The organism is Bacillus sp. 01N42_2, assembly GCF_056399565.1.
Window position 1 is genome coordinate 198,774 of record NZ_JBFTRO010000005.1, and the last position, 18,754, is coordinate 217,527.

Sequence of the window (18,754 nt, forward strand, 5' to 3'; positions counted from 1 at the left end):
GGCCGAAAATATGACCTTTCTCGAGTTCACAGTCCCTCCGTTCCCGGTCTTTATCGCTGCGGGAGAAGGGGTGTTCAAAAAAGGCGAAACCCATGTGAGACGGGTCTTTCCGGTGTTTGATCTGCTGTATGTGAAAGAAGGCGTCCTTCACATTACAGAAAGCGAAAACGCCTTTTCCGTTGAAGCCGGAGAATATATTCTGCTCTCTCCAGGCCTTGAACATTACGGAACAAAAGGCAGTGAAGAAACGACCTCCTATTCGTGGCTTCATTTTGAGGGAGCGGATTATGAGGTGACGGAAACAGCGGGTAACAACTGGGCGGAGCTGAGGCGGAAAAAAGGCAGTTTTGAAGAGCCGGCCCGCTACCGCCTGTCCTTGCCGCAAAAAGGAAAAGTGAGACGCCCGCAGTTTATGGCCGGGCAATTCAGTGTCCTGACAGATGACAGCACTGAGAACTCCGACCTGCCGCTGAGAAAGCAAATTTTGTTTGAGGAGCTGCTGCTTCACCTTCAAAAGGAAGCGTTCCAAATCCCGTCCGCAAAGGAAAGAGTCGCATGGGAGGCCGCCCGGTACCTGCAGGAGCACTATCAGGAGAAAACAACCATCAAAGCGCTCTCTTCAGCTCTTCATTACAATCAAGACTATGTGACCCGCTGTATGCAGCAGGTGCTCGGCGTCACGCCCGGCCAGTATACGAACAAAGTCAGAATGACGGAGGCGAAGCGTCTTTTGTCCGCAACCAATGATAAAATGGGGGCGATTGCGGACGCCATCGGCATGGAGGACCCGACCTACTTTTCTAAGCTGTTTAAACAGATTGAAGGCATTTCGCCGCTTGAATACCGCAAATTCGTAAGCCGGAAAACGGACTGACCTAAAACCAGGGAACAGAAGAGGGATCAGCAAGCATGCCGATGCCACGATTAACTTAGAAATCGGGATCGCAGCCAAGGAATCTTTTAAAACTTGAAGGCCTGTAAAGCTTACCCCGGGCGCTTCCAGCTATGCCGGATGATGATAGATTCGAAGTGAAAAAGCAAAGGCTCAGCTGGCCTTTGCTTTTTTATGATTCGTATGAGAAAAAAATGTAGTCAGTCGGCACGCCTTTATACCCCATTTGATGAAGCATCGCCGTTATATTGCCGCGATGGTATGTGCCATGATTCACAACATGGCGGATCACATCGGCATATGTCGTCTGGAGCGATCCCAGACGCGGATGGGAAATGGAGATCGGACTTTCCGGGGTCTCCAATTTTCTTAAAAATTCATTGTATTCTTTGTCCAGCTCAGTCATTCTATGTTCAATCGCCGCAAAATCTCCGCCGAGCTTTTCAAATTGGTCAAATTGCGAGACGATTTGTTCGTAAGTTTCTCCGTAAAGCACGTGAAGCCAGATGAAATCAGCCCGGTATATATGCACAAGCACGGCGTTCACAGTCGGAAAAACACTTTGCAGTTTCTGCTGTAAGCTTGCCGCGGGCACGGTCTTCAGATGCTGGATGACTTCCTTATTCGCCCATCTGTGATAGTGATAAAGCTTTACAATGTCTGACACTCCAATTCCCCCTTTTCCTTTCGATACATTCAACATAGCTTGGGAGAATTCCTTTTATCTGAGCAAAAGCGCCGCAAAATAAAAAGCCGCACCCCACATCACCAATGCCGAGCAGCCGGCCTCCTGTATCCGCCGTTTCGTTTGATAAAAGGTCACGTCACAATGGCTCCGAGCGCTTCTGCGAATGTAACGGCATGCGCCGGAGAGATTCGGCATCCTTTCAGCTTCTCAAGTGAGACATGCAGGTGATCAAATGTGCACGTGCTGATATCCATGTTAAAAAGGGACGTGCCGATGAAGTTTGCGCCGTTCAGATCACATGCCTCAAGATCTGTGTGTTCAAGCGCGGCATCATTCCACTCGCTTTCTGTAAGAGCGCACATGTCGAACCGGACATGCTTCATATTGGAATAGCTGAAGGAGCTGTAATTTGCGAGGCAGTCTTCAAACCGTACGTTGCGCATGGCGGAATCTGCCAGATTCAAGCCGAGAAGTTTTGAATGCTGAAAGACCGTTCTGTGGATGATGCTTCCGCTGAAATCTGCGTTTGAAACATCACATTTTTCAAACAAGACATCCGTACATTCCATATGTCTGAAAGAGACATCTGTAAAAACGGTATTTCTGAAAATGACTTTTTCGGCGCGCAGGCCGTGCAGTTTGCCGCTTATGATGCCGTTTTCAATGACGGCTTCTTTGATCTGATCGTCTTGAAGCGCTTCAGCGAAAGAAAGCACCGGCAGCTCTTTCGGGATTTTCGGTTTTTGGATCGTATTCATCTCATACTCCCTTTTCATAAAAAATAGCTGATCAGCAGTTGACAGATATCGTTTCATACCCGGTGTCCTTGCCGAATTGCATGTTGCTTCATGAACAAAGGGTAATAAAAAAGCGGAGAGGCGTCAATACGGAAGCTGATGAAAAAGCCCTCAGAGGATGCTTCTCTGGGGGCTTTTTCTGTTTCAGGAGAGTTCTTTATACATGATCACATGGGGGCCGATGCCGGGTATGTCAAAGGGGCCGCCGGTGCTTTGCCAGCCGAGCTTTTCGTAATATCCCTTTACGTGACATCTGGCGTTGCACCAGACAAGCGCCGCCCCCATTCCGGCCAGTTTCCGTTCTGCATGAGCGATTAACGTGCTTCGCGCTTTTTGCGTCCGATATTCCTCAAGCGCCGCCATGCCGCGCGGTACGCCGTGTCTTCTGCTGTGATAAAAAGCCGCCTGTCACATCAGGCGGCCTCTTGATTATCAATGTAAATATACATCGGCCCGCTTTTCATCCTTTTGCTTAATATAAGCAGCGAGCTCTGACGTCAAATCAGAACGGAGAAACGGGGTGATTAAATAAATTCCGTTGAACAGTTCACACGCCGTGTCAAGAAGCGACTTGGCGATGGCGAGGCCCTCGGCTTTCTGCTTCCGTTTGTCTTCGCCGGCGAGCGCCATTTTTTCGCGGATGCTGTCAGACAGCTTAATGCCCGGGATTTCATGATGAATGAACTCTGCATTGCGGCTGCTCGTTAACGGCATGATTCCGATATACACCGGTGTTTTGAGATGTTTTGTTTCATGATGAATGTCAATGAGCTGCTGCTCTGAGTAGACAGGCTGAGACACGAAGTAGTCAGCGCCGCACTCGATTTTTTTCTCCAGCCGTTTTACGGCCTTATCCAAATGACGGACATTCGGGTTAAACGCCCCGGCTACGGAAAAGTTTGTTTTCTTGCCGAGCGGTTTCCCCGATAAAGAAATGCCCTCGTTGAATTGTTTAATCAGCCTGATCAAGTCAAAGGACGTTAAATCATAGACGGAGGTAGCCCCCGGAAAGTCGCCGATTTTTGAAGGATCGCCGGTGATGGCTAAAATGTCGGTAAGCCCGAGCGTATCCAGCCCCATTAAATGTGACTGAAGGCCGATGATGTTGCGGTCTCTGCATGTAATATGGACGAGAGAACGGATATCAAGGCGCTCTTTCAGCAATGAACCGCAGGCGGCATTGCTGATTCTCGGTGTCGCCAATGAATTGTCGGCGAGCGTCAGCGCTTTTATGCCGGTTTCCTTTAATTCAGCCGCCGCTTGCAGAAATTTGTCAAAATTCAATTTTTTTGGCGGGTCAAGCTCTACGATAATTGACCGTTTTTGCGCGGCGATTTCGTTTAAACCCGGCTCGGTCCGTTCATCCCGGACGGAGATGACTTCTTCTTCCCGTCTGATTTTCACTTCTTTATCAGTGACCGGTGAAAGTCCGCGAACCGCTTCAGCCATGGCTCTGATATGGTTGGGCGTCGTGCCGCAGCAGCCGCCGATAATGCGAGCGCCCTGAGTGCGGAATTGTACGGCGCTTTCCCGGAAATAGGCATCGTCCGTATCATAAACAAGCCGGCCTTCTTCTAAGGACGGAAGGCTGCTGTTCGGATAGACCGATAAATAAGCGTCACGGAAAATCGGCACTTCTGTCAGCGCTTCAATCATGTGGTACGGGCCGAGCCGGCAATTGATTCCCGTTATATCAGCGCCGAGATCGGCAATTGACCTGAGAGCTTCCCGAAGCGGCGTTCCGTCCTGAAGCACGCCCTGTTCGTGCATGGATACGTTCAGCATGATCGGAAGTTCCGTTTCTTTTCTGGCGATCTTCAGCACTTCGCGCGCCTCTTCTAAATCATAGTATGTTTCCAAAAGCAGGCCGTCCGGCTCTTCGTGCAGCAATAAATAAAGCTGCTCCCGAAAGCTGCGTTTAATCTCTTCAAGGCTGTAGGCGTTTTTGTTAAAGGTGCGGATGCCGCCCATCGTTCCCAATACATAAGCGCCGTCTGAGGAAGCGCGCGCGATTTTGACCGCCTCCTGATTGATTTTTTTCGTTTCATCCTCAAGGCCGTATCTGGAGAGCTTAATAAAATTCGCGCCGTACGTGTTCGTCTGGATGATATCTGCACCGGCTTCCACGTATGCCTTATGTATCCGCTTGATCTCATCGGGCTTAGATACATTCAGTTCCTCAAAACATCTGTCAATGCCGTAGGAGTAGAGGAGAGTGCCCATCGCGCCGTCTCCGATTAAAATCCGTTCTTCTAAGTCTTGTAATAGTCCCATTGTTTGCCTCCTTCATCACATTCAGCAAGGAAAAAAGAGAAATAAAAAAAGTCTTCTTAAGAAGAAGACTTTGTAATCATTTGTCTCTCTTCTTATCTTCCAAGCTGTTTTTAGCTTGCTGGATTTAGCACCTTGGTCATGGTTTGGGTAAACCACTACACCGGTTGCTGAAGCGTCGTCGGGCCAGTCCCTCGGCTTCTCTTGATAAGAACGTTCATGTAATTGTCATGGGTTTCCAAAACTTAACTGTGAAAATCCCTTTCTCCAAATTTACCGAAAATAGAGACAATAATCAATAGGAATCACATAATTTATCTGAAATTAATAAATTGAACGTCAATCGGCAGGTCTGCTCCGCGGACGGCTGCAATAACCTGCTGCAGATCATCTTTATTTTTTCCGGTGACGCGCACTTGGTCGTCCTGAATCTGCGACTTAACCTTCAAGCCGGAGTTTTTAATCACCGCGTTGATTTTTTTTGCGTTGTCTTTATCAATGCCCTGTACAAGCTTCGCGCGCTGGCGCACCGTGCCTCCCGATGCATTTTCGATTTTGCCGTATTCAATGTTTTTCGTCGGCACATCCCGTTTAATCAGCTTGCCGCTCAGCACATCCTTGAGCTGATTCAATTTAAACTCATCATCAGAAATCAGAACAAGTTCTTCCTTTTCTAAAGTCACATTGCTTTTAGATCCTTTAAAGTCATAGCGCGTGCCGATTTCTTTCAGCGTCATCTGAATCGCATTCTGCACTTCAGGAAATTCAACTTTGGATACAATATCAAAAGAACTTTCTTTTGCCATGAGAAAACCTCCTATAACATTTCACTTATGTGTTGATTATAGTAGAATAAAGAGAAATGTCCAACAGCACAAAGCATGAATTTGTGCGAATTGGAAAAAATGAGAAAAACATCAGCCTCTGACGGGCGAAGCAGGAAGGACGATAACATGAAACCAGGGCAGCAGCTCACGCTTAGTATAGATCACCAGACCGATTTCGGTTATTTTTTAACGGACGGCGAGGATACGGTTCTTTTACATAACAGTGAAATCACGGAGGATATCGAAGACAGAGATGAAGTGGACGTATTTATTTACGTCGACCATCAGGAAAGACTCGCGGCGACAATGAAAAAGCCGCTCATCAGCTTTTATGATTACGGATGGGTGGAAGTGACGGACGCAGTGGAAGATATGGGCGTATTCGTCGACGTCGGTTTGTCGAAAGACGCGCTTGTCGCAACGGAGCATCTTCCTCCGTACAAATCCGTCTGGCCCCAAAAAGGCGACAGACTGTATTGCATGCTGAAGGTGACAAGCCGCGGACGCATGTTTGCCAAGCCGGCGCCTGAGGATATCATCAGTGAATTATTTACGGATGCAGAGGAAGACGTCATGAATAAAGACTTGACAGGCACGGTGTACAGACTGATCGCATCTGGCTCTTTTCTGATTACAGATGAAGGCATCCGCGCGTTTATTCACCCTTCAGAAAGAAAAGATGAGCCGAGACTCGGCAGCCGCGTGACAGGGCGTGTCATCGAGGTGAAGGAAGACGGCTCCGTCAACATGTCGCTGCTGCCGAGAAAGCAGGACGCGCTTTCGGTTGACGCAGAAGAGATTCTGACCTATCTGAGATCAAGAAACGGCGCAATGCCTTACGGAGATAAAAGCCATCCTGACGATATCCGCGAACGGTTTCATTTAAGCAAAGCCGCCTTTAAGCGGGCGCTCGGGCACCTGATGAAAAACGGCAAAGTGTATCAGGAAAACGGCTGGACATACGAAAAACAATAAATGTTCTGCAAAAACATCGGTGAACAAAAACCGATGTTTTTTATTTCCTCAAAATCCGCTGTATCCTGTATTTATTTATCAGGTCCGCCGGGTTACTTTGTAACGGGCGCACTTATGGCCGTACAGAAAAACAGCCCTCTTTTTCCAAGGTAAGAGGGCTGTTTTGCATTTACAGATGGTCCGGTTTTTTTGAATTCTGGTTTTTTCCCGCCTGCCGGTTTTTTTCGGCAAGCCGGTTCTTTTTTTGATTTAAGGCGTTATTATCCAGCGGTTTTTTGTCATCATCTTTCATGCGGCAAAGCCTCCCTTCTTTACGATAGGATGCCCGCCGGCATTGGAAATTATGGCTTCAGGAAAAAAATCGCGAGCGTTCCCGGCCCGGAGTGGGCGCCGATGGCGGAACCGATTGAATGAAGAATGATCTCTTTCGGACCGAACGCATCTTCAATCATCTCTTTCATGCGAAGCGCCGTCTCTTCATTGTCGGCATAGCTGATTCCGACCGCTTGATCCGGCCAATCGCCGCCTTCTTCCTTCATCATTTCTAAAATCCGTTTAAACAGTTTCTTCTGTCCGCGCAATTTTTCGAGCGGCACGAGTCTGCCGTCAGCCACATGCAGGATCGGTTTGATGTTCAAAAGCCCGCCGACAAAAGCGGACGTTTTTGAAATCCTGCCGCCCCGCGCGAGATAAGCGACATCATCGACCGTAAATATATGTTTCATCCGTGCGCAAAAGTTCTTTACAGACGTTTCGATTTCTTGTATTGTATTCCCGTTAACACAGAGTGTTTGCGCATGCATCACCGCGAGGCCGCATCCCAATGAAGCACATTTGGAATCTACAATCCGTAAATCAAAATCGGGAAATTCCTCTTTGATTTCATTGGCGACCATCACGGCCGTCTGATAAGTGCCGGAAAGACCTGAAGAAAAGGCAATGTAAATCGCCGGCTCTCCCAGTTCCGCGTATTGTAAAAATACTTTTTTTATCGTATCCGGTGATGCCTGGGATGTTTTCGGGACTTTCCCATCCCGCATCGCTTGAAATATATGATCCGCCTGAATAGTGACCGCGTCCTCATATTCGTTTCCGTCGAGTGTTACGTGCAGCGGAATGAACCCGATCCGGTTTTCTTCAATGTAAGATTTCGGCAGATCAGAGGCGCTGTCAGCAATAAGGTGAACTGTCATCATAATTCCCTTCTTTCCATTTGGTGAGAGTGATGCCAACTATATCATATAAATGTGGCAAAATAGTGTTCAAAACTTTGTTTTAAGGGAAAAGCTAATAATGAAAATGAGCGGAGGAGCAAGCCATGGTACTTGAACAAGTAAAAAAATTAGCAATCGTCGTCATCGGCGCGTTTCTATATGCGGCGGGGCTGAATTTATTTCTGATACCGGCGAATGTATATGCCAGCGGTTTTACCGGTGTCGCCCAGCTGCTGTCAAGCGTCGTTGATCAATACGCCCCTTTTTATATTTCGACAGGAGTTCTCATGTTCCTCTTAAACATTCCCATCGGTGTGTTAGGGTGGCTGAAAGTCGGCAGATCATTCACTGTATACAGCATATTAAGTGTAGCGCTGACGTCCGTCTTTATGGGAATTCTCCCGGAAATGAGACTGTCGCACGATATTCTCCTGAATACCGTATTCGGAGGAGTCATCTCAGCCATCGGCATCGGTTTAACGCTGAAATTCGGCGCGTCTACAGGGGGTCTTGATATCGTGTCGATGGTGCTGGCCAAATGGAAGGATAAACCGGTCGGCACGTATTTCTTCATTTTGAACGGGATTATCATTTTGACGGCAGGATTATTGCAAGGATGGGAGAAAGCATTATATACCCTTGTCGCTCTTTATGTCACAACAAGGGTGATTGACGCCATTCATACCCGCCACATGAAACTGACCGCTATGATCGTTACGAAAAAAGCCGATGAAATCAAAGAAGCGATTTACGGAAAAATGGTCCGCGGCATTACGACGGTGCCGGCAAAAGGCGCTTACACAAACGAACAGAAAGAAATGATGATTATCGTCATCACGCGGTACGAATTGTATAATCTTGAGAAAATCGTGAAAGAGGTCGACCCGAAAGCCTTCACAAACATCGTGCAAACGACGGGGATCTTTGGTTTCTTCAGAAAAGACTGATAGGAGCGGATAGAATGAAGTGGCTGTTTGGCCTGTTATTACCGGTCATTTTACTGATCGGGTGCAGCAGTCAATCCGGGCAGAAGGAGCCCGCTGAGGAGGTATCCGGAGAGATGAATGAACAGCAAGCGGAATTAGCCGTAAATCCTGTGCAGACGGATCAGCAGATCGAATTTCAAATGTCTTTAAAAAACAAAAGCGAAAGTCCGATTGATTTCACATTCAGCTCAGGGCAGAAATTCGAATTGACCGTACATGATCAACAGAACAAAGAACTGTACCGCTATTCAAAAGACAGAATGTTTACCCAGGCGTTTCAGACCATGACCTTAATGCCGAATGAAACGTATGACTTTTCAGATGTGTGGAAAAACGCGTCCGGACCGGGGACATACACGGTCACCGTGACGTTTTTAGGAAAGTCCGATCAGATCGGAAAAAGACTGAAAACGGTAAAAACATTTGAAGTAAAATAAAAAAGCGGCGCCCTCGTCCAGACGGGGCGCCTTTTTTTATTGCAATTTCTCCAGCTGATCCTGAAATTGGTGCAGCTGCTGACGTTCTGCATCCGTCGAATTGGCGTACGCGGAAGACACGGCATTTTTGGCGCGTGAGACAGCTTTTTCCCGGTCGCCGTCTTCGAAACCATTAGCAATCATGACAGCCTGCTGGACAAATGACTTGGCTTGAGAGAACAGTTCGTTTCTCATTAAAAGTCAACCTGTCTTTCGGCTGCGTCTTTTGCTGCATCATGCTGTGCTTCCTCTAATGTAGACCGATATGGAAATCTTGCGTCATGAAGACTGACAGAGTCCTTGCCTTGCTGAATAAACCGTTTTGATTTGTTTCGTTTACCCATTGCAATGTCCCCCTTCCATATTTAGACGAGATGAGTCGTCTGTTTTAGTATGGGCGGAAGGCTTCGGGTTATGAGCGGGAAAATCTCATAGGGAGAAATAGGATTTTAAAAACCCGGCGATTCCGTCCGCTTCATTTGAACCCGTGACGCGGTCAGCAGCCTGTTTGACTTCATCCGTGCCGTTTCCCATCGCGACGCCGCACCCGGCGAACCGAAGCATTTCAAGATCGTTGTCTTCGTCGCCGAACGCGATGATCCGTTCTCTCGGCACTTGGTAATAGTCGCTGATTTTCTTCAATCCGACCGCTTTATTCATCCCGTGTTTAATAATTTCAATCACATGCCACGGAGCTGCCCATCTTCTGTGGTCAATGACCTCGGCGTGCACATCGGATAAATGCGCGCGTATGTCCGCCACGTCCTCTTCCTTCGCGTGAATCAATACGGACGTCACATCCTCTTTGACCGTTTCACGCAGATCACCGAACGTGACATTCGCCGTATTCATATGAAACGCCTCGATTAAATGCTCATCATGATAATGAAAATACACATCATCAATGACCTCAGCGAGCACATTATGTATTTGATAGGTTTCTGTAAGTTCGGCAAGCTGTCTGACCACATCGACAGATAAAGACGTATGGTAGCGTCCCCATGACTCGTCTTTCGGATGGTGGACAAACGCCCCGTTAAAATTGACAATCGGTGTTGTCAGCCCAAGCTCGTCATAATACATCGAACTGGAACGGAAAGGGCGGCCGGTTGAGATGCAGACATGATGGCCCGCTTCTTTCAGCGTCTGAATCGTCCGTGCCGTTTCAGGGGAAATGGTTTTATCATCTTTTAATAATGTTCCATCCAGATCTAAGGCGATGAGATAAGGTTTTGTCTCCATAAATAACTCCTTTTGTCATATGATTTGCTGTTTTTATCTTATGTACAGTGTAGCTTTTTACCATCTTTATTGTCTACATGTTACACTTATGATTATGGTTATCCTAAGGAGGGAGTCAACGTGATTCTTATTGATCATCAAACCGTATCAGGCATTCCGTTTTTACATATTGTAAAAGAAGAAAATCGGGACCGTCCCGCTCCCCTTGTTTTCTTTATTCACGGTTTTACAAGCGCGAAGGAACATAATCTTCATTTCGCTTACCTGCTTGCTGAAAAGGGCTTCAGAGCCGTGCTGCCGGAAGCTCTTTACCACGGTGAACGCGCTGAACAGCTGTCAGCGGAAGAGCTCGCCGTCCATTTTTGGGACATTGTATTAAATGAAATCGAGGAGCTTGACGTGCTGAAAAAGGATTATGAAACGCGCGGTCTGATTGAAGACGGGCGGATCGGTCTTGCGGGCACGTCAATGGGCGGGATAACGACATTCGGCGCGATGGCTGCGTATGATTGGGTCAAAGCCGGGGTCAGTCTGATGGGAAGCCCGAACTACACGGCATTTTTTCAGCAGCAGATTGACCACATTCAAAAGCAGAATATCGACATTGACGTCACAAAAGAACAGGTCGATGAACTGTTTGCGCGGCTCAAACAGTTCGATCTCAGTCTGGAACCGGAAAAACTCCGCAGCCGCCCGCTGCTGTTCTGGCACGGCGTTCAAGACAAAGTCGTTCCGTATGCACCGACCCGAGGCTTTTATGAGGCGATTAAACCGCATTACAGCAGCCGGCCGGAGCATCTTCAGTTTCTGAAAGACGAACGGGCTGATCATAAAGTCCCGAGATACGCCGTTTTAGAAACAGTCGCCTGGTTCGATAAGCATTTATAAAGCACAAAGGTGTTAACAAAAGCCGTTTTTACGTTATACTGAGGAAAAAGGAGTGATGGAACGTGGAAGAAGCATTAAAAGAAAACATCATGGGCGCCTTGGAGCAGGTCGTTGACCCTGAGCTCGGCGTCGATATCGTCAACCTCGGCCTCGTATACGACGTCGATATGGATGACGACGGCCTGACGCACGTTACAATGACACTGACATCAATGGGGTGCCCGCTCGCTCCGATCATCGTCGACGAGGTGAAAAAAGCGCTCGCTGACATTCCGGATGTAAAAGAGACCGAGGTTCACATCGTCTGGAATCCGCCGTGGACGAGAGACAAAATGTCACGCTACGCGAAAATCGCATTAGGGATTCAGTAATAAGAAAATGCACCCCGGATTTTAGGTACTTCCTAAAGTTTGGAGGTGCTTTTCTTTTGTCTGCATTTACAAGTAAAAAAACCTTTATATATAAAACGTCATATGGGGTTTATCTTTCTTGTAATAGGACAGTCTGTCTTGGAGTGTGCCTGTGTGGAATTCAAATTTATGTCCATCAGGATCAGTAAAATAAATTGATTTTTGATCCTGCTTATCTCTGGGCCGTCCGTTTAATATATTTACATTTAGATTTTCCAGCCTTTGATGTATTGCATCAAAATCGCTTGGATCAATTGAAAAAGCCGTATGTGTGTAGGATTTATGTATTTCATTTCTTGGAATATCTTCCTCTAAGTTCAGCGCAAGCCAAAGCCCATTCAGATCAAAATATGCTGTTTTTTGCCCTTTAACCAGGAGCTGTGCATGAAATACTTTTTCATAAAATTCTATGGATTTTTCCAAATTTGAAACAGAAAAAAGAAGATGATTGATTCCTTTTATGTTCACGTTCCCACCTCATTTAACATGTTTATTATATATAAAGAGTATATACCAACTAAAAAAATTTTCGGCGGTCGCTGCAGGCCGGCGTGCGGAAAAAAGGGCAAATCACTAAAAAACTCCGAGTGTTCCAGCATTCGGGGTTTTTTTCGGTATCGGGATAAAAAGGAAAAAAGAGGGCGGAAGTCGTGATATAATAGACCGGCTGCACGCGAGGGAGGAACATATGAAGAAAAAAATACTTCTCATTATCCTTAGCATCCTAGTTTATACGGCGCTGTTCGCTGTTTCTGTCTTCCACAAAGAGCGGCATCAGCAGGCGGAAACAATGACGGATGTCAGCCGTCTCATGCCGGTGAAAATTAAGCAGACGGTCAAAGGAAAAGAGAAAGAAACATTGGTCGAAACGATTAAGGAAGCAAAGAGAAAGCATCTGAAGATCTCGATCGCAGGCGCCCAGCATTCAATGGGCGGCCAGACGTATTATGAAGACGGTATCGTTCTCGACATGACTGGGTACAACAAAATACTCGGTCTCGACCGAAAGAAAAAAATCATCAGAGTGCAGGCGGGAGCGACGTGGAATGATATTCAGCGGTATGTCAATCCGTACGGGCTCGCGGTAAAGGTCATGCAGTCGCAAAATATTTTTACGATCGGCGGCTCACTGAGCGCCAACGCTCACGGCAGGGATATCCGGTACGGCTCGCTGATTGATACGGTTAAATCGTTTCATCTTTTAAAGGCGGACGGCAAAATCGTTACGGTCACCCCGAAAGATGACCTGTTTTCAGCCGTCATCGGCGGGTACGGCCTGTTCGGTGTGATTCTTGACGCAGATATTGAGCTGACAGATGATGAGCTGTACGAAATGAAAACGAAACGCATGAACGCTGATACATACAGTCAATATTTTACCCGGCATGTACAGCACAATCCTGCCGTGCGCATGCATCTTGCGCGGATCGCAACAGGGGATAAAGGCTTTTTGCACGATATGTATGTGACTGATTACACGCTCTCAGACAATCAGACTGAATTAAAGCAGCACAATGACCTGAAAGAAGATGAGCATCCGGCGCTGACGAAATTCGCGCTCGGCCTCTCCCGCCGGTATGACTGGGGAAGAAATTGGCTCTGGTCGGCCCAGCAGTCTTATTTTCTCAGCCAAAACGGCGTGAAAATCTCCAGGAATAATGTCATGAGGTCAGAATCGAAATTTTTGGAATATGAAAACACGGACAACACCGACGTGCTTCAGGAATACTTCGTGCCCGTCGGCGAATTTGCGCCGTACATTCATGATTTGCGCACGGCGCTGTCACACGAAGATCTCAATCTCGTAAATATTACGATCCGCTACGTGCAAAAAAATGAAAAAGCCGACCTGTCATATGCAAAGGATGATATGTTTTCGCTCGTTCTATTAATCAATGAAGGGTTTTCAAAAGACAGCCAGGCGAGTGCGGCGCGGATCGTCAGAAAAATGACGGACACGGCATTGCGCCACGGCGGCAGCTATTATCTGCCGTATATGCTGTACCAAACGAAAGAGCAGATGCGCAAGGCGTATCCGAAGACCGACATGTTCTTTCAGAAAAAGCGCAAGTATGATCCCGATGACTTATTTATGAATTATTTTTATCAGAGGTACAAATCATGAAACACAATCATTTAAAATGGCTGATCCTGTCTCAGAGCAGTGTCTTTTTTGCCGGCAGCCTGATCTTTCCTTTTTATATTTTATTTATTAAAAACATCGGTTCCAGCTACACGCAATTCGGTCTGTCATACGGCTTGTTCGGCCTGAGCGGCGCTTTGATCCATCCGCTGCTCGGCCGGCTGTCGGCAAGACTTGATCCCCGCTGGTTCCTTATGGCGAATTCGTGGGGCATGGCGGTGCTTCTCCTGACGCTCCCGCACATCACCGGCGTGCACCAGGTTTATGTTGTGCAGGTGCTTTTGGGCCTGTTCGGCGCCATGCAAAAACACGGCGAAAAAATAGTGATCGCCGATTACACCGACGGCGGGGAGCGGGGGAAAAAAGTCGGCAGCTATCATTTTTGGACGGCCGTATTTTCCGCTGCCGCCATCATTCTGGGCGGCTTTCTCGCTGACTTCTTTACGGTTCACATTATTTTTTATGCAAGCTCTGTGCTGTTTTTTATAAGCGGGCTGATGATGCTGAAGAAAACAGGCTGATTGAATCAGCCTGTTTTTTTGTCGGCAAAAACAGATGGAAAATGAATAAAAAATATTAAATATACAATTGAATTAATTTTTATTCATGTTATAATGTTAAATAATTTCACAAAAACCAAGAAGGTGAACCCGTTGAAAATTGGTATTATAGGCGCAACTGGCTATGGAGGCGCCGAACTTGTCAGGATTCTTAACCATCACCCTTATACAGATAATTGTATATTATATTCATCGAGCGATGAAGGAAAGGCATATGATGCTTCATATCCGCATTTGAGAAATATAGCGCCGCAATCACTTCAGCCGCTTCATATAGAAACGATTCGCAACGAAATTGATGTGATGTTCATAGCCGCGCCGCCCGGCGTTTCCGGAGAGTGGTCGCCGAAGCTGGCGGAGGCGGGCATTCCGGTCATTGATCTTTCCGGCGATCTGCGGATTCAAAACCCGGCCGTGTATGAAAAGTGGTATAAGCGGCAGGCCGCTCCGGAAGAAACAATTCAAAACGCGGTTTACGGTTTAGCCGAACTGCAAAAAGAAGAAATTCAGAATGCAAAGCTGATTGCCAATCCGGGGTGTTTTCCGACTGCTGTGCTTCTCGGGCTCGCTCCGCTGGCGAAAAATAAGCTTTTACAAGATTCATTTCTGATTGTTGATGCGAAGACAGGCGTATCCGGCGCCGGCCGAAAAGCTTCCATGGGCACTCATTATTCTGATCTGAATGATAATTTCAAAATTTATAAGGTTAATGAGCATCAGCACACTCCGGAAATTGAACAGCAATTGGCGGCATGGCAGCCCGGCACAGGTCCGATCACGTTTTCCGCTCATTTGGCGCCGATGACAAGGGGCATTATGGCGACGATGTATACCGACGCCCCTCCGGGAATGTCTTCTGCACAATTAAGAGAGTTTTATTCCGAATTTTACAAAGATTCATATTTTGTCAGAATCAGGCCGGAAGGTGAATTCCCGGCGACGAAAGAAGTGTACGGCAGCAACTTTTGTGACATCAGCGTCACTGTGGATGAACGAACAAACCGCGTGACCATCGTTTCTGTCATAGATAATCTGATGAAAGGCGCCGCCGGGCAGGCGGTTCAAAATTTAAATATCATGAATGGCTGGCAGGAAGAAACGGGACTTATGATGACGCCAGTCTATCCATAGAACGAAAGAGGGATTCAAAAATATGATTCAGCTGAGTGAGAAAATCACGAAAATCAAAGGCGGCGTATCTTCGCCGAAAGGGTTTGAGGCAAAGGGCGTCCACTGTGGGCTGCGCTATTCAAAAAAAGATCTCGGGGCGATTATCAGCGAGACGCCTGCAGTCAGTGCAGCGGTATATACGCAGAGCCATTTTCAGGCAGCACCCTTGAAAGTGACGCAAGAGAGCTTGAAAAAAGAGGCCGTGCTTCAGGCTGTTATTGTCAACAGCGCGATTGCCAACGCCTGTACGGGAGACCAAGGTTTAAAGGACGCTTATGAAATGCGGGACGGATTCGCAAGCCAGCTCGGGATTGAGCCGGAGCTTGTTGCGGTTTCATCAACCGGGGTGATCGGCGAGCTGTTAGACATGGAAAAAATTCAGGCGGGCATTGAGCAGCTCGGTCAAGCGCCTGCAGTGTCCGGAGCTTTTGAAGAAGCCATTTTGACGACGGATACAGTGACGAAACAGACGTGTTATGAACTGGTGATCGGCGGAGACATCATCACGATCGGCGGAGCGGCGAAAGGCTCCGGCATGATCCACCCCAACATGGCGACAATGCTCGGCTTTGTCACAACGGATGCGGCCGTGGAAGAGCAGGCGCTTAAAAACGCGCTCAGAGAGATCACGGATGTTTCATTTAACCAAATCACCGTTGACGGAGAAACATCGACGAATGACATGGTGCTCGTGATGGCGAATGGCTGCGCCGGGAATGATTGCCTGACGGAGCAGCATTCCGACTGGCCGGCTTTTAAAAAGGGGCTGAAGCTTGTATGCGAAGACCTTGCCAAAGATATTGCCAGAGACGGTGAAGGAGCGACGAAATTAATTGAAGCCAAAGTCGAAGGCGCGAAAAATAATCTTGAAGCGAATATCATCGCCAAAAAAATCGTCGGTTCAAGCCTTGTGAAAACCGCCGTTTACGGCACTGATGCCAACTGGGGTCGCATCGTCGGCGCCATCGGGCACAGTGCGGCAAGCGTAACGGCCGAACAAGTGGAAGTTTTCCTCGGCGGTCAGTGTCTGTTTAAACACAACGAACCTCAGCCGTTTTCAGAGAATGACGCCAAGGAGTACTTATCAGGTGATGAAATTACGATCGCAGTCCGCCTGCAAGAAGGCGCCGGCAGCGGCCGGGCATGGGGCTGTGACTTAACCTATGACTATATCAAAATCAATGCGAGCTATCGCACATAACAAAGGGGAGCGGCATGAAGAAAACCATTGTTTTTAAGTGCGGCGGCAGCGTGATCCGCGAGTTATCCGCCGCTTTTTTTCAAAATGTAAAAGAGCTTATGCAATCGGGCTGGAATATTGCCGTCGTGCATGGCGGCGGTCCGGAAATTTCACAAATGCTGAAAACATTGCAAATTGAAACGGAATTTGTCGATGGGCAGCGGAAAACGACCAAACCGGTGCTGGAAACAGCCGAAATGGTCTTGTCAGGAACGGTCAATAAATTTTTCGTAACCGAACTCGCGAAAAACGGGTTGAAAGCTGCGGGAATCTCAGGAAAGGACGGCGGTCTCCTTCAAGCATCCTATCTTGATCAAGACAAATACGGAGAAGTCGGTGAAATCCAAAAAACCGATCCGTCCATTATTCAAGCACTAATGAAAGAAGGCATCATTCCCGTTATCGCTCCGCTTTCCATGACAAGTGATTTCGAAACGCTGAACGTCAACGCAGACTCAGCGGCTTCGGCCGTCGCTTCAGCCTTACAAGCCGATAAACTTTTATTTGTCACGGATGTCGAAGGAATTATGGATGGAGAGAACCGACTGGATACTTTGACGCCGCGGGAGATTCAGACTCTCATCGATGGCGGCGTCATTTCGGGAGGGATGATTCCGAAGGTGAAGTCGGCATTATCGGCACTGAGTGAAGATGTCGCGGAAGTCATGATTGTAAACGGAAAAGGAGCTTTTTTCACCGATCAAGCCTTCCAAGGGACAAAAATCGTCAAGGAAAAGGAGAGCGTGTCATGAGCAGCTTATTTCAAACCTACAGCCGCTGGCCTATTGATATCAAAAAAGCGAAAGGGACAATCGCAGAGGATGTAAACGGAAAAACGTATCTGGATTTTATTCAGGGCATCGCCGTTTCCAATCTCGGCCATTGTCATGATGCAGTGACAGAAGCGGTCAAAGAACAGCTTGACAGCGTATGGCACGTTTCCAATCTGTTTGAAAATGACCTTCAGGAAAAAGCCGCGGCAAAGCTTGCCGAACATAGCGCGGGGGACCTTGTTTTCTTCTGCAACAGCGGGGCTGAAGCGAATGAAGGCGCCATTAAGCTTGCCCGTAAAGCAACGGGAAAAACAAAAATCGTGACATTCCGGCAATCCTTTCACGGACGGACATATGCGGGAATGGCCGCCACCGGACAAGACAAAATCAAAACCGGTTTCGGACCGATGCTCCAAGGATTTCACTATCTTCCGTTTAATGATCCGTCGGCATTCAGCACGCATTCAAAAGAGGATGATATCGCCGCCGTCATGCTTGAGACGGTGCAGGGAGAAGGGGGAGTCCATCCCGCCGATCCGGAATTCATCGAAGCCTTACAGACATTTTGCAAAGACAGACAGGCGCTGGTTATCATAGACGAGATTCAAACCGGAATCGGCCGGACGGGGAAAGCATTCGGCTATGAGCATTTCGGCATTTCTCCGGACATCATCACCGTTGCGAAAGGGCTTGGAAACGGTTTTCCCGTCGGGGCCGTGATCGGCAAAAAGAAGCTTGGCGAAGCCTTCACGCCGGGTACGCATGGTACGACTTTCGGCGGCAATAAGCTTGCCATGGCAGCCGTGAATGCAACCTTGGACATTGTGTTTCAGCCGGACTTTCTCAAGGCTGCGGCCGGCAAAGGCTCTTTTTTAAAAGACCGGCTGAAAAGTGAGCTGACAGGGCCTTTTGTAAAAGATATCCGCGGAAAAGGGCTATTAATCGGTATTGAATGCGCAGGTTCCGTTTCCGGCATTATCGGAGACTTGCAGGAACGCGGGCTTCTCGTGCTTCCGGCCGGACCGAATGTCATCAGGCTGCTCCCGCCGCTTACGGTTTCTGAAGAGGAAATGCTCTCGGCCGTCAGTATGCTGAAAGCAGCGATAGAAGCGCATACCGCAGTGAAACGATAATTTTTTTTCGCTATAAAGGTATAAAAATTCATGTTTTTAATTAATTATTCATCAAAAGGTGGGCTTTAG

At 47.7% G+C, this 18,754-nt stretch carries 22 protein-coding genes, 1 pseudogene and 1 riboswitch; of the genes and pseudogenes, 12 read left to right on the forward strand and 11 right to left on the reverse strand.

From position 1 onward, the window contains the following. Positions 1-10: 10 nt before the first annotated feature. Positions 11-874, forward strand: a complete 864-nt coding sequence (locus AC1DN5_RS13250; protein ID WP_366969569.1) for an AraC family transcriptional regulator — start codon at positions 11-13, stop codon at positions 872-874. Positions 875-1,064: 190 nt separating this feature from the next. On the opposite strand, the gene AC1DN5_RS13255 is transcribed toward AC1DN5_RS13250, so the two are convergent. The 5 genes and pseudogenes from AC1DN5_RS13255 to AC1DN5_RS13275 form a co-directional block, all read right to left on the reverse strand. Continuing rightward, positions 1,065-1,559, reverse strand: a complete 495-nt coding sequence (locus AC1DN5_RS13255; protein WP_366969568.1) for a DinB family protein — start codon at positions 1,557-1,559, stop codon at positions 1,065-1,067. 152 nt (positions 1,560-1,711) lie between these two features. Beyond that, positions 1,712-2,338, reverse strand: coding sequence for a pentapeptide repeat-containing protein (locus tag AC1DN5_RS13260; protein ID WP_095240965.1), 627 nt, complete (start codon positions 2,336-2,338; stop codon positions 1,712-1,714). 183 nt (positions 2,339-2,521) lie between these two features. Next, positions 2,522-2,746 (reverse strand): annotated as a pseudogene (locus tag AC1DN5_RS13265) (GNAT family N-acetyltransferase); the annotation flags it as partial. Between the two features lie 63 nt (positions 2,747-2,809). Beyond that, positions 2,810-4,651 (reverse strand): bifunctional homocysteine S-methyltransferase/methylenetetrahydrofolate reductase, encoded by a 1,842-nt coding sequence (locus AC1DN5_RS13270; protein ID WP_366969567.1) that lies wholly within the window; start codon positions 4,649-4,651, stop codon positions 2,810-2,812. An 89-nt stretch (positions 4,652-4,740) separates the two neighbouring features. Then, positions 4,741-4,862, reverse strand: a riboswitch (SAM riboswitch). Between the two features lie 100 nt (positions 4,863-4,962). Continuing rightward, positions 4,963-5,454 (reverse strand): YajQ family cyclic di-GMP-binding protein, encoded by a 492-nt coding sequence (locus AC1DN5_RS13275; protein WP_095240964.1) that lies wholly within the window; start codon positions 5,452-5,454, stop codon positions 4,963-4,965. 99 nt (positions 5,455-5,553) lie between these two features. On the opposite strand from AC1DN5_RS13275, the gene AC1DN5_RS13280 reads away from it, so the two are divergent. Next, a complete protein-coding gene (locus AC1DN5_RS13280) occupies positions 5,554-6,450 on the forward strand; it encodes a CvfB family protein (protein ID WP_176465387.1) in 897 nt (298 codons plus the stop codon). A 169-nt stretch (positions 6,451-6,619) separates the two neighbouring features. On the opposite strand, the gene AC1DN5_RS13285 is transcribed toward AC1DN5_RS13280, so the two are convergent. Both AC1DN5_RS13285 and AC1DN5_RS13290 read right to left on the reverse strand, forming a co-directional pair. Then, positions 6,620-6,742 (reverse strand): hypothetical protein, encoded by a 123-nt coding sequence (locus tag AC1DN5_RS13285; protein WP_016938268.1) that lies wholly within the window; start codon positions 6,740-6,742, stop codon positions 6,620-6,622. Between the two features lie 49 nt (positions 6,743-6,791). Further along, positions 6,792-7,643, reverse strand: a complete 852-nt coding sequence (locus AC1DN5_RS13290) for a DegV family protein (protein WP_016938267.1) — start codon at positions 7,641-7,643, stop codon at positions 6,792-6,794. A 125-nt stretch (positions 7,644-7,768) separates the two neighbouring features. Here AC1DN5_RS13290 and AC1DN5_RS13295 point away from each other — a divergent pair, with 125 nt between their 5' ends. Together AC1DN5_RS13295 and AC1DN5_RS13300 are read left to right on the forward strand one after the other, a co-directional pair. Then, positions 7,769-8,611: a YitT family protein gene (locus AC1DN5_RS13295; protein ID WP_366969566.1), complete on the forward strand. Its 843-nt coding sequence runs from the start codon at positions 7,769-7,771 to the stop codon at positions 8,609-8,611. Positions 8,612-8,625: 14 nt separating this feature from the next. After that, positions 8,626-9,087, forward strand: a complete 462-nt coding sequence (locus AC1DN5_RS13300; protein WP_016938266.1) for a BsuPI-related putative proteinase inhibitor — start codon at positions 8,626-8,628, stop codon at positions 9,085-9,087. Positions 9,088-9,123: 36 nt separating this feature from the next. On the opposite strand, the gene AC1DN5_RS13305 is transcribed toward AC1DN5_RS13300, so the two are convergent. The 3 genes from AC1DN5_RS13305 to AC1DN5_RS13315 form a co-directional block, all read right to left on the reverse strand. Further along, positions 9,124-9,321: a DUF3813 domain-containing protein gene (locus AC1DN5_RS13305; protein WP_013351795.1), complete on the reverse strand. Its 198-nt coding sequence runs from the start codon at positions 9,319-9,321 to the stop codon at positions 9,124-9,126. Continuing rightward, the gene (locus tag AC1DN5_RS13310; protein WP_016938265.1) at positions 9,321-9,470 is read right to left on the reverse strand and encodes a hypothetical protein; all 150 of its coding nucleotides are present in this window, start codon (positions 9,468-9,470) and stop codon (positions 9,321-9,323) included. The genes AC1DN5_RS13305 and AC1DN5_RS13310 overlap by 1 nt, the downstream gene beginning before the upstream one ends. A gap of 85 nt (positions 9,471-9,555) precedes the next feature. After that, positions 9,556-10,368 carry a Cof-type HAD-IIB family hydrolase gene (locus tag AC1DN5_RS13315; RefSeq protein ID WP_045925313.1) on the reverse strand — a complete coding sequence of 271 codons (813 nt, stop codon included), beginning with the start codon at positions 10,366-10,368 and terminating at the stop codon, positions 9,556-9,558. 120 nt (positions 10,369-10,488) lie between these two features. Here AC1DN5_RS13315 and AC1DN5_RS13320 point away from each other — a divergent pair, with 120 nt between their 5' ends. Both AC1DN5_RS13320 and AC1DN5_RS13325 read left to right on the forward strand, forming a co-directional pair. Next, complete coding sequence (locus AC1DN5_RS13320; RefSeq protein WP_095240961.1) at positions 10,489-11,256, forward strand: prolyl oligopeptidase family serine peptidase; 768 nt, start codon at positions 10,489-10,491, stop codon at positions 11,254-11,256. A 62-nt stretch (positions 11,257-11,318) separates the two neighbouring features. Further along, complete coding sequence (locus AC1DN5_RS13325; protein ID WP_003155088.1) at positions 11,319-11,627, forward strand: metal-sulfur cluster assembly factor; 309 nt, start codon at positions 11,319-11,321, stop codon at positions 11,625-11,627. 84 nt (positions 11,628-11,711) lie between these two features. Here AC1DN5_RS13325 and fosM read toward each other — a convergent pair whose 3' ends face one another. Next, positions 11,712-12,134 (reverse strand): FosM family fosfomycin resistance protein, encoded by a 423-nt coding sequence (gene fosM / locus AC1DN5_RS13330; protein WP_095240960.1) that lies wholly within the window; start codon positions 12,132-12,134, stop codon positions 11,712-11,714. A 220-nt stretch (positions 12,135-12,354) separates the two neighbouring features. Between fosM and AC1DN5_RS13335 the strand changes: the two genes are divergently transcribed. From AC1DN5_RS13335 to AC1DN5_RS13360, 6 genes are all read left to right on the forward strand, one after another. Further along, the gene (locus AC1DN5_RS13335; protein ID WP_366969564.1) at positions 12,355-13,791 is read left to right on the forward strand and encodes an FAD-binding oxidoreductase; all 1,437 of its coding nucleotides are present in this window, start codon (positions 12,355-12,357) and stop codon (positions 13,789-13,791) included. Further along, positions 13,788-14,330 carry an MFS transporter gene (locus AC1DN5_RS13340; protein ID WP_016938260.1) on the forward strand — a complete coding sequence of 181 codons (543 nt, stop codon included), beginning with the start codon at positions 13,788-13,790 and terminating at the stop codon, positions 14,328-14,330. The genes AC1DN5_RS13335 and AC1DN5_RS13340 overlap by 4 nt, the downstream gene beginning before the upstream one ends. Positions 14,331-14,462: 132 nt before the next feature. Then, a complete protein-coding gene (argC, locus tag AC1DN5_RS13345) occupies positions 14,463-15,500 on the forward strand; it encodes an N-acetyl-gamma-glutamyl-phosphate reductase (protein ID WP_366969563.1) in 1,038 nt (345 codons plus the stop codon). 22 nt (positions 15,501-15,522) lie between these two features. Beyond that, positions 15,523-16,740 (forward strand): bifunctional ornithine acetyltransferase/N-acetylglutamate synthase, encoded by a 1,218-nt coding sequence (argJ, locus tag AC1DN5_RS13350; RefSeq protein WP_366969562.1) that lies wholly within the window; start codon positions 15,523-15,525, stop codon positions 16,738-16,740. A gap of 14 nt (positions 16,741-16,754) precedes the next feature. After that, a complete protein-coding gene (argB, locus tag AC1DN5_RS13355; protein ID WP_366969560.1) occupies positions 16,755-17,531 on the forward strand; it encodes an acetylglutamate kinase in 777 nt (258 codons plus the stop codon). After that, positions 17,528-18,685: an acetylornithine transaminase gene (locus AC1DN5_RS13360; RefSeq protein ID WP_099745135.1), complete on the forward strand. Its 1,158-nt coding sequence runs from the start codon at positions 17,528-17,530 to the stop codon at positions 18,683-18,685. Before argB ends, AC1DN5_RS13360 begins: the two co-directional genes overlap by 4 nt. The last annotated feature ends 69 nt before the right edge of the window (positions 18,686-18,754 follow it).

Coding starts and splice junctions, on each gene's coding strand:
- AC1DN5_RS13295 (WP_366969566.1), top strand. CDS start 7,769: ATGGTACTTGAACAAGTAAAAAAATTAGCAATCGTCGTCATCGGCGCG.
- AC1DN5_RS13360 (WP_099745135.1), top strand. CDS start 17,528: ATGAGCAGCTTATTTCAAACCTACAGCCGCTGGCCTATTGATATCAAA.
- AC1DN5_RS13300 (WP_016938266.1), top strand. CDS start 8,626: ATGAAGTGGCTGTTTGGCCTGTTATTACCGGTCATTTTACTGATCGGG.
- AC1DN5_RS13290 (WP_016938267.1), bottom strand. CDS start 7,643: ATGACAGTTCACCTTATTGCTGACAGCGCCTCTGATCTGCCGAAATCT.
- AC1DN5_RS13280 (WP_176465387.1), top strand. CDS start 5,554: ATGAGAAAAACATCAGCCTCTGACGGGCGAAGCAGGAAGGACGATAAC.
- argJ (WP_366969562.1), top strand. CDS start 15,523: ATGATTCAGCTGAGTGAGAAAATCACGAAAATCAAAGGCGGCGTATCT.
- AC1DN5_RS13305 (WP_013351795.1), bottom strand. CDS start 9,321: ATGAGAAACGAACTGTTCTCTCAAGCCAAGTCATTTGTCCAGCAGGCT.
- AC1DN5_RS13275 (WP_095240964.1), bottom strand. CDS start 5,454: ATGGCAAAAGAAAGTTCTTTTGATATTGTATCCAAAGTTGAATTTCCT.
- AC1DN5_RS13260 (WP_095240965.1), bottom strand. CDS start 2,338: ATGAATACGATCCAAAAACCGAAAATCCCGAAAGAGCTGCCGGTGCTT.
- AC1DN5_RS13315 (WP_045925313.1), bottom strand. CDS start 10,368: ATGGAGACAAAACCTTATCTCATCGCCTTAGATCTGGATGGAACATTA.
- AC1DN5_RS13250 (WP_366969569.1), top strand. CDS start 11: ATGACCTTTCTCGAGTTCACAGTCCCTCCGTTCCCGGTCTTTATCGCT.
- AC1DN5_RS13310 (WP_016938265.1), bottom strand. CDS start 9,470: ATGGGTAAACGAAACAAATCAAAACGGTTTATTCAGCAAGGCAAGGAC.
- argB (WP_366969560.1), top strand. CDS start 16,755: ATGAAGAAAACCATTGTTTTTAAGTGCGGCGGCAGCGTGATCCGCGAG.
- AC1DN5_RS13340 (WP_016938260.1), top strand. CDS start 13,788: ATGAAACACAATCATTTAAAATGGCTGATCCTGTCTCAGAGCAGTGTC.
- AC1DN5_RS13335 (WP_366969564.1), top strand. CDS start 12,355: ATGAAGAAAAAAATACTTCTCATTATCCTTAGCATCCTAGTTTATACG.
- AC1DN5_RS13285 (WP_016938268.1), bottom strand. CDS start 6,742: ATGAAAGATGATGACAAAAAACCGCTGGATAATAACGCCTTAAATCAA.
- AC1DN5_RS13270 (WP_366969567.1), bottom strand. CDS start 4,651: ATGGGACTATTACAAGACTTAGAAGAACGGATTTTAATCGGAGACGGC.